The sequence below is a fragment of the Mesonia sp. HuA40 genome (genome assembly GCF_008017835.1).
Taxonomy (GTDB): Bacteria; Bacteroidota; Bacteroidia; order Flavobacteriales; family Flavobacteriaceae; genus Mesonia.
Map to the genome: position 1 here is coordinate 65,054 of NZ_VRLT01000005.1, position 12,892 is coordinate 77,945.

Consider the following 12,892-nt stretch of genomic DNA (forward strand, 5'->3'; position numbering starts at 1 on the left):
CTTACTACATAACGCCAAACCCGGTTAATAATTATATCAAATTTAGCATTTTAGTCCGTCTCAACTTCCGCTTGACGCAAAAGCAAACTCATGAAATTTTCTATTACCCCTATAAATTGACTAGGCTAGTAAAATAGAACTTAAAAACTTTTGTTACCTTTAGCCTCAAATCTTAAAAACTATGGCGCAATCTATCCTTTCGCTTCGCAACGCGGCGATCTACCAAAGAGAAAGTCTTATTTTATCTGAATTAAATGTAGAAATCAATAAAGGTGATTTTGTTTATTTAATTGGTAAAACAGGAACCGGTAAAAGTAGTTTTATGAAAACGCTATACGGTGATATTCCCTTGAAAGAGGGCGAAGGAACCATTGTTGGTACCGATTTACGTAAACTCAAAGAAAAGGATATTCCTTTCTTACGCCGCAAACTCGGCGTGGTTTTTCAAGATTTTAAATTGCTGAACGACCGCAATATCAAGGAAAATCTAATGTTTGTTTTAAAAGCTACAGGCTGGAAAGACAAGGCCAAAATGGAAGAAAAAATTGATACGGTATTAAACAAAGTGGGTATGAAGACCAAAAATTTTAAATACCCCTACCAACTTTCTGGTGGTGAACAACAACGTATTGCTATCGCGCGTGCTTTACTCAACGACCCCGAATTAATACTAGCCGATGAGCCTACGGGTAATTTAGACCCACAAACCTCTGTAGAAGTAATGGAAGTTTTGCAAGAAATAAACCGTAACGGTAATACCATTTTAATGGCTACACACGATTATGCTTTGTTATTAAAATACCCGTCTAAAACTTTAAAATGCGACGGCCAAAAAGTGTTTGAAGTTGTACAGAAAACGGCTTAAAAAGAAGATTTATTTATGATTTCTGTTCTGATTCCCACTTATAACTATACTATTTTTCCATTGGTACAGAAAGTACACCAACTCCTCGCTGCCGAGAAAATCGATTTTGAAATTATTTGTTTAGATGATGCTTCTACCAACCAATCTAGTATAGATGAAAATGAAGAGATCAATGCTTTAGACCACGCATCTTACCAAGTACTTAAAGTAAATATTGGGAGAAGCAGAATTAGGAATCTTCTAGCAGACACTGCAAAATTTGATTGGCTACTTTTTTTAGATGCCGATGTGATGCCCATTAAAGATGAATTTATAAAAAACTACCTCAAATTTATCTCTAATGAGCACGACATTATTTACGGAGGCATAAAGTATATTCCCAACAAGCCCGATGCTGCTCAACTCTTACGCTGGCATTATGGGAATTTAAGAGAAGCTTTAGATACCGAAAAACGAAGTAGAAAGCCCTATGTTTCTTTTCTTACACTCAATTTTCTAATCCGTAAGTCAGTTTTTAAGAAAGTAAAGTTTAATGAAGATATCCCAAATTTAAGACACGAAGACACGCTATTTTCTTACCAGCTTCAGCAAGCAGAGGTACCTATCTTACATATTAATAATCCGGTGTATCATTTGGGGATAGAAAGCAGTAAAGAATTTTTGAGAAAATCTTTAGATTCTTTAAAAGCTGCCTTGTATTTTAAACAACATAAACTTATTGACCCCGACTATATTAAAATTTTAGCCTTTCATAAAAAATTAAAAAAAATAAAGTTAGATCGTGCTGCCGCTTCCTTGCCAAAAAGCACTTTACGCCACATCGAACGAAATTTATTAGGACCCAAACCTTCTTTGCGTCTTTTTGACTTGTACCGTCTTTACCACTTAATTCAACTCGATAGAAATGCCTAGGTTTTCTGTGATTATACCTATGTATAATAAAGCTGATTATATACAGCGAAGTGTACACTCTGTATTGCAACAAAAACTAGTAGATTTTGAATTACTCATTGTGAATGATTGCTCTACAGATGAAAGTTTATCTCGTGCAGAAAAAATAAAAGATTCCAGAACAACCATTCTTCAACACGAGGTAAATAAAGGTTTATCAGCTTCAAGAAATACTGGGATTTCTAATGCTAAAGGAGATATTATCACTTTTTTAGATGCCGATGACGAATGGAAGCCCAACTTTCTTGCTGCAATTGACACCCTTGCCAGAAAATTTCCCGAATGTGATATTTACGGAACCGATTACGAAGAAAAGATTAACAACCACACCGTTATTCCCGTAAAAAACCTTCCCAAAGGGGTGAGGCCCAATCAATATGTAAAAATTGAAGATTTCTTTACCGCCAGTTTATTCAACCCTATTTATTGCTATAGTTGTGTTGCATTTTCTAGAAAAGCGTTAAATAAAATTGGAAATTTTAATACCGCAGTAGATATAGGTGAGGATTTAGATTTTAACATAAGAGCCAATTCTCAATTTAAATTGGCTTATTATTATAAGGCTTGTGCAATTTACTATGTAGACATTCCTAATCAAATGACAAATAGTACTATTCGCAATAAAAAGCTAATAGATTTCAAGAAGTTTGACCGTCAAGCGGAAAGTCATCCCGAATTAAAAAAATACCTTAATGCTAGCCGGTATTATTACGCCTCCCAGTATAAAAATCAACGGAATAAAGCCTTGTTTAAAAAATTTAAACAAGAGATAGATTTTTCGGCGCTCAGCTTTAAACAGAAAGTATTACTTGAATGTCCGTTTTGGATGTATCAGGGTTTAAAAAAATTAAAAGCCTTTTTGATAAAAAGAGGAATTAAAGTCACTCCTTTTTGAGCCCAGTTAGGTATTGCTTCCAAAGCTGCTTCACCTTTTCCATAGAGAAACAAGCTACACTTTCAAGTGCAAAACCTTTGCATTGCTCATATAATGCTCTATCATCAATCATTCGATTCATCCCGTTGGTTAAGGCTTTAAAATTTTGATTTTCAACCAATAGACCATTTTTTTCTTGTTGAATAATCTCACTCGGCCCCGAAGAGCAATTAAAAGCCACCACAGGAGTTCCGCAGGCTAATGCTTCTACCAACACATTGGGAAATCCTTCATATTTACTGCTTAAAACCAAAAATTTAGCATGCTTTAAAAAAGGAAAAGGATTAGTTTGAAAAGCTAGCAGTTGTACTTGCTTTTGCAAATTGAGTTGCCTAATTCTATTTTTGAGCACTTCACTCTCGTAGCCATCTCCCATAATAACCAATTTTATTCCTTTCTTTGGCAAATTGCTTTTTGAAAACGCTAGGATTAAAGCCTCAAACTGTTTTACAGGATGATTTCTACCTACAGCAATAATATACTCCTCTGGTGTATTTAGGCTTTCGTTAGCTTTACGCTGAATTGTTTTTATATCTATAGCATTAGGAATGGCTGTAACATTACCAAAACCGTATTGCTGTTGTACTATCTGCTTTATTTCTTTGGCTACGGTTATTATGCCGGTATAATCCGCGTATAAATGTTGAGCGAGTTTTTTGGGTTTTGGAAAATACCACTCCAACCTATAACTGCGCACCATATTTATCATGGGGTATTTAAAAACCAATCTATTCAGTAACTTTTCCCTTAACGGAAAATCCTTCATTCTAAAATCTAAAATCAAATCGGGATTTTCGGCTTTTAAAGTTGTATGAAGTTTTTTATACCTTAAATATTTTGAAAGTGAAGAGCGTGAACCGGTTTTATACTTCCCTAAATTAATCAACTTTCCTTGGTAGGGATAGGCTACATCATCAAACAAGGTCACTATAAAAATTTTATGCCCCAATTCAGATAAAAGTTTCGATATAATTCCTGCAGCACGCTCGGCTCCTCCCCCGTTTAATCGATCGATTAAAATCCCTATTTTGTAACTCATTTTTTCTCTTTCGCTTTAAATTCATCAAAATCAACTCCATCTTGAATCAGACGTTTTTTAGGCCGAAAAGAATCGCTAAAAATACTCCTAGTTCTTTTTAAACCTTCAGCAGAAATGCCCATTAAATGGGTTAGCGTATGCGGAAAGTCATCTAGCATATAGGCTCTACTAGTATCAATCACAAAGTCAGTTGGCGTTTCAAAGCTAGGAGATTTCCAAAATATAAAAGGAATTTCATACATCGTTGAAGTGGGTTTATCTTCAAAATGCCCAAAAAATTCAGCAACATCATACATCTCTTCTCCGTGATCAGAAAAATATAAGAAAGCGCTCTTTTTGTTTTGTTGCTGTATTAACTTTAAAACTTCCGAAAGCACATAATCATTGTAGCGAATGGCATTGTCATAGGTGTTAATATTGCTCGTTTTTTCGTTTTTCTCTTCGGTTTTAAAATAATTAAAACGAGTAGGATAACGCTTATTATAAGCATAATGATTTCCGGCAAGGTGAAGAAAAATAACTTTTTTACCTTCTTCACTTAAGGTTTCATTCAGTAAAGGTAACAGCACCTCGTCATAATTTCCATTTTCATTAAAAGCGGAGTAATTTAGAAATACTGTCTCATGAGAAACTGAGGCTAGTTTAGAAATTAAATTATCATGAAAGCCAACGGGACGTTGATTGGAAAGCCAATAGGTCTTGTAGTTGGCACTTTTCAAAAACTGTATAAGCGATTGTGAGGCTTTAGGGTTTTCATAATTAGCCAGCGTAAGGGCATCATATAAAGAGCCCATAGTATAAACGTGAGAACTTATCACGTCATTAAATAATTTTAAAGAGTCTTGCGCTATCAATAACGGATTGGTAGGCCTATCATAGCCATACACTTGCATGTGTTTTCTACTGGCAGATTCTCCTATGGCTACCACAATCAACTCATTTTGAGTAGTGGTTGCTACTTCAATCTGTAAATTTTCTGCTCTAAATTGCTCTATTTCATTTACCTGCTCCTTGTATTGCGTGTAAGATTTTACCGTGATATACGGTAAATTATAGATTATAAGCTTAGAAAACTTAAGCACCCCTGCTAACATTAAAATAAATATGACACCGGTTACTATCTTGGGTTTTGATATCGCTTTCGCGGAAGCTATAGATTTAGGAAAAAATGAAAAAAGAGGAAGTAAAAATAAAAGTAACCACAGCAGATAATAGGTAGAGAACGTCTGGCTAAATTCGGTTATCTCGGCAGTATTGGTATTTAGAATCACATAAATATAACTCGCGTTAAATCTGGTTTCAAATAGAATATACAATCCGGTTTCAATAATTAAAATCAAGTAAAAGCCAAGCAACATGGCTTTACTAATCCATTTACTGCCTTTAAAAGAATTTAAAATTAAAACAGACACATAAATAATTATCCCAAAAAGCGTATTCTCTAAAACATTTAAAAACGTTGATGGTCCTATTTGATGAATACCTACCTCCAGCAACAGCGCCAAAATTATTGGGTAAACCAATAATAAAATTAAACTCATTTTAGGGGCTTGTAAGTTGAAGATTCTATTCATTTTTTTTTGAATTAAAATGCATATAAACGAAAAACAAAACAAGAATTAAATAGATAAAATAAGCCAAGGCATAGGCCTTCACTATTCCTTGCAACCCATAAACCTCAATAAACAGATGACTAAAAATAAGATAGGAAAGGTTTAAAACGCTATTGCTAATTAAATAAGCCTTAATCATTCGTTTGGCGTGGAACTGCTTTACCAGAGCGATGGCTAAGATGCTTATAAAATCACCAACCAACTGCCATAAAAATAAACGCTCTGTAGGTAAAAATTCATCGCCCAACAACAATTGAAGCAACCAAGTACGCAAAAAATAGATTATAAAAAATGCAACTACCAACAAAGGGATTGTAAGGGTATAAAAATGCTTCAACTCTTTTTTAAAGCTACCATACGCATCGGTTTTTGCTAGTTTGGGTAACAAATAAAATGAAGTAAGGCTTATAAAAAACATTAAGTAAAAAGAAGACAATCTATTCATAGCCTCCCAATAACCAGCGTCTTCTGTAGATAAGGTTTTAATTACTAAATTTCTAATCATTAAATAAGTAACCGAAACTATTGCGGTAGCATAAATGGTCATCAATAAATAACCACTTAATTTTTTTACCACAGTAAGAGAAAATAATTTGAATTGAAATAAATTCAATAATACCTCTCTTTCTTTTCCTAGCCCCAAAAGCATAAGGATAAAAACTAATATTGGTCCTAAGATAACGCCTATAAGCGCGCCCCTTAAACCCATTTGAAGCGCCAAGACAATAGTCATTACCATATTGCCTAGGCTTAAAACTCCATTAAGTACCACTAATTTTTTGTAGCGCTCTAAACCATTAAAAATATAAATTAATAATAGATTAAGCGATAAAAAGGGTAAGCCCACAGCAACCAACCGAATGATGTCTGCGTATGCATCTGTCTTGAAAACCACCTCACTCCAAAAAGAAGAAAATAAAAAAAGCACCACCCCAAAGACTAGCGCTACCCCCATACTCAATTGAAAAATACTGGCGATAATTTGTTGCTGTTGCTTAGCGTCTTCTTGGTATTCTGATACGTATCTTATGGCCCCGTTTTGATAACCTTCGGCAGTAAAACTAGAAATAGTCTGAGTAAAATTTCGCAAGTTTCCTAATAAAGCTAGGCCAGACGGACCTATTACCCGACTAACTACCATTGTAGTGACCACTCCAGATAAGGCTTTGAGCGCAACAATAATTCCGTTAAAATAAGAAGCTTTTAATAAAAGCCGATGTGTATTAAAAAACCTAAACCTCATTCGAAACTACTAAAGATACGAAGATACACTATTGAAGATTAATCTTTAGGTAAGCTACTAAAAAAGAATAACCCCAAACCAGCTGGTTTGGGGTTATTGTGATATAAAAACTAAAACAGTTTTTTATTTTAGATTATTTTATTGCGTTTACGTTCGTTCTCGGTTAAGAAAATTTTACGTATTCTAAGATGGTTAGGAGTCACCTCAACATACTCATCTTTTTGAATGTATTCTAAAGCTTCTTCTAAGCTAAATTTAATAGCCGGAACAATTTTTGCTTTATCGTCGGCTCCAGCCGAACGCACATTCGAAAGCTTCTTGGTCTTGGTTACGTTCACCGTCATATCATCTTGACGTGAATTCTCCCCAATCACCTGGCCTTCATAAATATCTTCACCCGGATCTATAAAAAAGCGACCGCGATCTTGTAGTTTATCAATCGAATAAGGAATTGCGGTACCTTTTTCCATAGAAACTAAAGAGCCGTTCAAACGCTGAGGAATGTCTCCTTTAATAGGCTGGTATTCTTTAAATCGGTGTGCCATAATCGCCTCTCCTGCTGTTGCGGTAAGCAACTGGTTACGCAAACCAATAATACCACGTGAAGGAATGATGAATTCACATACCATACGGTCTCCGCGAGCTTCCATACTAAGCATTTCACCTTTACGCATACTCACCATTTCAACCGCTTTACCAGAAACTTCTTCGGGTAAATCTATGGTCAATTCTTCTACCGGCTCACACTTTACACCGTCTATTTCTTTAATGATTACTTGCGGCTGCCCAATTTGCAACTCGTAACCTTCTCTACGCATAGTTTCTATAAGCACAGACAAGTGTAAAACACCCCGACCAAAAACCATAAATTTATCGGCACTATCGGTTTCTTCAACACGCAATGCCAAGTTTTTCTCCAACTCTTTGGTCAAACGCTCTTTAATGTGCCTTGAGGTTACAAATTTACCGTCTTTACCAAAAAATGGAGAATCATTAATAGTAAACAACATACTCATAGTAGGCTCATCTATGGTAATGGTCTTTAAAGCTTCAGGATTTTCTACATCGGCAACGGTATCACCAATATCAAAGCCTTCTAAACCTACTAGCGCACAAATATCTCCTGCTACAACTTCTTGCACTTTTCTACGGCCCAAGCCCTCAAAAACGTGCAATTCTTTAATTTTAGATTTTATAATGCTACCATCTCTTTTTACTAGAGAAACCTGCATACCTTCTTTTAAAACACCTCGTTGCAGGCGTCCAATTGCGATTCTTCCTGTAAAAGATGAGAAATCTAAAGAGGTAATCAACATTTGTGGCGTACCTTCTTTATCTACTTTAGGTTCAGGAATATGCTCAATAACCATATCTAAAAGCGGCTCCAAATTTTCGGTTTCATTTTTCCAATCGGTGCTCATCCAGTTGTTTTTAGCCGAACCATAAACCGATGGGAAATCAAGCTGCCACTCTTCTGCCCCCAACTCAAACATCAAATCAAATACTTTCTCATGTACCTCGTCTGGCGTACAGTTTTCTTTATCTACCTTATTGATAACCACACATGGTTTTAAGCCTAAATCAATTGCTTTTTGCAATACAAAACGCGTTTGCGGCATAGGCCCCTCAAAAGCATCTACCAATAGTAAAACCCCATCGGCCATATTTAAAACTCGCTCTACCTCACCTCCAAAATCGGCGTGACCAGGGGTGTCAATAATATTAATTTTGGTTCCCTTGTAAGTAACCGATACGTTTTTTGAGGTAATCGTAATACCACGCTCACGCTCAATATCGTTATTATCAAGAATAAGGTCACCTGTGTTTTCGTTTTCACGGAACAAACGGCAATGGTACATAATCTTATCTACCAAAGTGGTTTTACCGTGGTCAACGTGTGCAATAATTGCAATGTTTCTAATTGAAGTCATATAGTAATTTAAAGGCTGCAAATTTACGCTTAATTTTCTGATATTAAAGCTTTAACCTAAAAATATAACATGAAGTTTAAAGAAACTAACATTTACTTACATAAACCCTTTATTTTAAACGATTTCTATCCGCTTTAAGCGGAATAATTCACTCATAAATAAAGAAAATGCAATGCTCAAGATTAAAAAATAACCGCTTATTACCGTATAATTACTTGGTTAGGGCTCTGTTTACGAAAGTATGCCCATTGGCTATAATTTTTCTTCAGCGGCAAATCAATTTTAATTTATTCTCTACCTTTGTCTTAAAGTTAATGTTATGAATTTAGAGCAAATACCCCATATTAAACATATAGATAAAGATAATTTTTTCTTACTCGCCGGCCCTTGTGCTATTGAGAGCGAAGAAATGGCACTGCGTATTGCCGAAAAAGTGGTAAATATTACCGATAAACTAGGAATACCCTATATTTTTAAAGGCAGTTTTAAAAAAGCCAATCGAAGCCGAATAGATAGTTTTACCGGGATTGGCGACGAAAAGGCCTTAAAGATTTTACGTAAAGTTGCCGAAACTTTTAAGGTACCCACCGTAACCGATATTCATGAAGTTAGCGATGCAAAGCTGGCCGCCGAATATGTAGATGTACTGCAAATACCTGCCTTTTTAGTGCGCCAAACCGACTTGGTGGTGGCTGCCGCCGAAACCGATAAGGTAGTTAACTTAAAAAAGGGACAATTTATGAGTCCAGAAAGCATGCAACACGCGGTTAAAAAAGTTACCGACAGCCACAACGAGCAAGTTATGATTACCGATCGCGGTACTATGTTTGGTTACCAAGATATGATAGTTGATTTTAGAGGTATACCTACTATGCGCCAGTATGCGCCCACAGTGCTAGACGTTACGCACTCCTTACAACAACCCAACCAGAGCAGTGGCGTTACCGGTGGCCGACCAGAAATGATTGAAACCATTGCCCGTGCAGGAGTGGTGAATCATGTAGACGGACTTTTTATTGAAACGCATTTTGATCCGGCAAACGCAAAAAGTGATGGCGCGAATATGCTAGATCTTAAGCATCTAGAAAAACTTTTACACAACCTGGTGCAAATTAGAAAATGCGTTAAGGCTTTATAAAAGCTTGACTCTGGCTTTAGTGTAGCATAGATTTTAAGCACTAACTGCTCAACTTTTAAACCTAACCCCAAGAACTTTTTAAATTAAGGTCTTGGGGTTTTGTTTTCAACCTAAAGAGCTTTTCTATAAAAGTTGTACAACTTTCTGAAAAATATTGTACAATTTTTATAAAAATATTGTACAATTTTTGGTGGAATATTGTACAATATTTTATTACACTCTCAAAGGCTTGTGTTTACAAGCCCTACAACTTGTCATTAAAAGCTGCTGTAGTTTTCATTAATTAGCTGGCAATTACCCCATAAAATAAATAAAACATAGCCTTAAAGGCTATGTTTTATTTAGTAAAATCTTATGGTTGATAATAAAAGTTTGTCTAGTGCTAAGGAAGCATCAAGGCTACGTAAACCGGATAATGATCTGAAGGATACCTTCCTTCATACTGATTATCTAAAACTTGATAACTTTTTACTTTTATCGCTTTAGATACGTAAATATAATCGATACGGTATTTATGCGGTATTCGTGAATTAAAATAATTAAAAGTACCCTTTGGCCCAATGGGCGCTGTTTGAGCAACTTTTTTTGCGTCTTTAAAATACTTATCAAAATAAGCAATAGGCGCTGTGGTCTCTTTCGAGTTAAAATCACCTCCTATTATAACAGGGTAGTGTTTTTTATTTATTTCTTCAATCTTTCTTTTGATCAGTTTTAAACTTTCTAATTTGGCTACCTCTCCCACTCTATCTAGATGAGTATTTAGTACATAGAACCTTTTACGGGTTGCCTTATCTTTTAATAATGCATAAGTAGCAATGGTAACTTGTTTGGCATCCCAGCCTTTAGATTCTTGTTCGGGCGTTTCAGACAACCAAAACGTATTGCTTTCTAACAAGGCAAATTTATCTTCATTATAAAAGATAGCGTTATAGCCTCCCCATTTTACATTTTCAACACGTCGATCTCCTACAAAACTAAAATTAGTTAGCGCCTTTTTTATATCTATTATCTGCTGATCTAATGGCTCCTGCAACAAATAGATATCTACGGGCACTTCTTTTAACTGCCTTATGAGCAATTCTTTTCTGTTCGACCAGCTAATTTCTCCCACACCTTCTTGAGCATACCTAATGTTGTAACTCATGATCTTAAGATTCCTATCTTTTTCGGCTTTGGGCAAACGCTTTAATCCAGCGCAAGAAAAAAGAATGCCGGTGCCTAATAGCAAGCATAAAAATGCTCTACTCCCCATTTACATAATCTTTTAAGTAAGCATATCTTGGGGTTAACTCTCCATTAGACGTCATTCTAGCCCGTTCTAAGATACCGTCTGGGTCGTCATTAAAAAAGTTGGGAATTACATGCTCTAAAAACATATCTCCAAAGCCTTCGCTAGCATCTTTAGGTAGTTCACAAGGCAAATTATCTACAGCCATTACGCAAATCGCATTTTTTGCATCGTAGGCGACTTCTTTGCCAGTGGTTTTATCATAGCCATAAAACGGATCGGCGATGGTTGAAGCCCTTATGGTGCTGGCAATGGGTCCGTTGATATCGCAACTTACATCGGCAATGAGATTGATCTTAAAATCTGGCTGTTGGATTTGTTCTTGGGTAATCAATTTTGGCGCGCCTTCACCATAAAAATGACCGGCTATAAAATAGTCGGTTACCCGCGAAAAACGCATAAAATTAGATTCGTATTGTTCAGGATGATTGTAAAAGTCGTATTTATCTAGCACCTTAGCATCTTTACGTTTGTTATAATCAAGCACATCTAGCAGCGTATACACCGGCTCATCATAGCTTTTGGTTAAGAAATCGTGCACGCTAATCATTTTGATATTCAGGTGTTCTAAAATTTCTTGTGCCCCGTGGGCTACTTTTCCCGATCCTGTTAGCGCTATTTTAATAGGTGACAATTTTACCTGCTGCAAGTTGGCTACCACAGCATTATAATCGGGTAGGTCTTCTACCTTGGGTAAATTGAACAAATTATCGCGTAATCCTAAAGCTCTAAAGCCATTGTACGCCCCAACAATACCAGCGTAGCGACCAAAGCCAATAAGCCTGCTGTTTTGGGCATCGGTAATTACTTCGTGATCATAGAGTTCTATATTCTTGGACAAAATAGCCTGCAACAAAGCCCTATTGTAGGGTTGCTTTTTGATGGTATGCGAGAAGAAAAAATATTTTTTATTGGGTATTAAAGCTTCAACCGGCACCTCCTTTACTCCTAATAACACATCGCAGTCGCTCATATCTTGCGTTACCTCAAACCCCAAATGCTTATAGTCTTCGTCTGGAAAAACGCGAATAGCTGAAGATTCTACCGCAATTTGGCAGCTGGGAAATTGCTTTTTAAGTTGAGAAAGTTTTTCTGGAGAAAACACCACTCGCCTGTCGGGCGGATTTTTACGTTCTTTTATAATTCCTATTTTCATATTTTCACAAAAATTTTATCGGCAAAAGTTAAAACCACTTCGTCTTTAACAAGTTAGCGGAAGACTTTCGGATTTATTGGGTAAATATATGATTTTATTGTATCTTTGCCAGCCTTATCTATTACAGATATTGTTCTTTTAAACTATTTTGCGTTAGGGATAGCAGCGGCATACTTTTAAAGCTGGTTTGCTTTAAAAGATATAGCGGATAGCCCGCCGCTTTTGCATCAAAAGCGGAACGCCCAGAAATTTGAATTAAGCTTGTTGCCTAAGTTTTTTCTGCCAAGGGTAAAAAGGGAATAGTTGTTGTAGATAATGGTACTACTATTGGGGTCGATTTGGTTTTGACAGCGAGTCGAATTGAATAGTAAGCACGTCGAGCGCCGGAATATAGCTCGTAAATCTCATGTTTCAGACTTTTTTAAACGGCGAAAATAATTACGCCTTGGCTGCATAATCTGAATTATAGTAAGATTAGCTTAGTCCCTGTAAGACAGGGAGCCGAGATGTCTCGTGAGGGCCTTAATTTACGGCACTTGCATTTGAGGCACCGATAAAGTAAATTTAGGTATTCTGACGCCTTTAAGGAATACCGAAATTGAAAAGGCTAAGGAAAGATTAGGCGGTTTTCTGCCAGATTTTTCTCGAAAATCCAAGTGAAAACTAAGCGTGTAGAAAGCTATTGAATTGCTTGTTTGGACGGGAGTTCGAGTCTCCCCGACTCCACTTAATAA

General features: G+C 36.2%; 10 protein-coding genes and 1 other RNA gene. 5 read left to right on the forward strand and 6 right to left on the reverse strand.

The features are described 5' to 3' along the window. Positions 1 to 181: 181 nt before the first annotated feature. Genes FT993_RS00445 through FT993_RS00455 form a run of 3 tightly spaced genes read left to right on the forward strand, consistent with a single transcriptional unit; the run spans position 182 to position 2,711 of the window. The gene (locus tag FT993_RS00445; RefSeq protein ID WP_147860575.1) at positions 182 to 865 is read left to right on the forward strand and encodes a cell division ATP-binding protein FtsE; all 684 of its coding nucleotides are present in this window, start codon (positions 182 to 184) and stop codon (positions 863 to 865) included. A gap of 15 nt (positions 866 to 880) precedes the next feature. Next, positions 881 to 1,777, forward strand: a complete 897-nt coding sequence (locus FT993_RS00450; protein ID WP_147860576.1) for a glycosyltransferase family 2 protein — start codon at positions 881 to 883, stop codon at positions 1,775 to 1,777. Further along, positions 1,770 to 2,711, forward strand: coding sequence for a glycosyltransferase family 2 protein (locus tag FT993_RS00455; RefSeq protein ID WP_147860577.1), 942 nt, complete (start codon positions 1,770 to 1,772; stop codon positions 2,709 to 2,711). Before FT993_RS00450 ends, FT993_RS00455 begins: the two co-directional genes overlap by 8 nt. On the opposite strand, the gene FT993_RS00460 is transcribed toward FT993_RS00455, so the two are convergent. The 4 genes from FT993_RS00460 to typA form a co-directional block, all read right to left on the reverse strand. Then, positions 2,698 to 3,789: a glycosyltransferase gene (locus FT993_RS00460; protein ID WP_147860578.1), complete on the reverse strand. Its 1,092-nt coding sequence runs from the start codon at positions 3,787 to 3,789 to the stop codon at positions 2,698 to 2,700. The genes FT993_RS00455 and FT993_RS00460 overlap by 14 nt on opposite strands. Further along, positions 3,786 to 5,363, reverse strand: a complete 1,578-nt coding sequence (locus tag FT993_RS00465; RefSeq protein ID WP_147860579.1) for a phosphoethanolamine transferase — start codon at positions 5,361 to 5,363, stop codon at positions 3,786 to 3,788. The genes FT993_RS00460 and FT993_RS00465 overlap by 4 nt, the downstream gene beginning before the upstream one ends. Then, positions 5,356 to 6,645: an O-antigen translocase gene (locus tag FT993_RS00470; RefSeq protein WP_147860580.1), complete on the reverse strand. Its 1,290-nt coding sequence runs from the start codon at positions 6,643 to 6,645 to the stop codon at positions 5,356 to 5,358. Before FT993_RS00470 ends, FT993_RS00465 begins: the two co-directional genes overlap by 8 nt. Before the next feature lie 128 nt (positions 6,646 to 6,773). Further along, positions 6,774 to 8,576, reverse strand: coding sequence for a translational GTPase TypA (typA, locus tag FT993_RS00475; RefSeq protein ID WP_147860581.1), 1,803 nt, complete (start codon positions 8,574 to 8,576; stop codon positions 6,774 to 6,776). A gap of 319 nt (positions 8,577 to 8,895) precedes the next feature. Here typA and kdsA point away from each other — a divergent pair, with 319 nt between their 5' ends. Beyond that, complete coding sequence (kdsA, locus tag FT993_RS00480) at positions 8,896 to 9,714, forward strand: 3-deoxy-8-phosphooctulonate synthase (protein WP_147860582.1); 819 nt, start codon at positions 8,896 to 8,898, stop codon at positions 9,712 to 9,714. Positions 9,715 to 10,096: 382 nt separating this feature from the next. On the opposite strand, the gene FT993_RS00485 is transcribed toward kdsA, so the two are convergent. Continuing rightward, positions 10,097 to 10,858, reverse strand: coding sequence for an endonuclease/exonuclease/phosphatase family protein (locus FT993_RS00485; RefSeq protein ID WP_187240722.1), 762 nt, complete (start codon positions 10,856 to 10,858; stop codon positions 10,097 to 10,099). A gap of 97 nt (positions 10,859 to 10,955) precedes the next feature. Continuing rightward, positions 10,956 to 12,158 carry an NAD(P)-dependent oxidoreductase gene (locus FT993_RS00490; RefSeq protein ID WP_147860584.1) on the reverse strand — a complete coding sequence of 401 codons (1,203 nt, stop codon included), beginning with the start codon at positions 12,156 to 12,158 and terminating at the stop codon, positions 10,956 to 10,958. Between the two features lie 329 nt (positions 12,159 to 12,487). Between FT993_RS00490 and ssrA the strand changes: the two genes are divergently transcribed. After that, positions 12,488 to 12,887: a transfer-messenger RNA gene (gene ssrA / locus FT993_RS00495) on the forward strand. Positions 12,888 to 12,892: the final 5 nt, after the last annotated feature.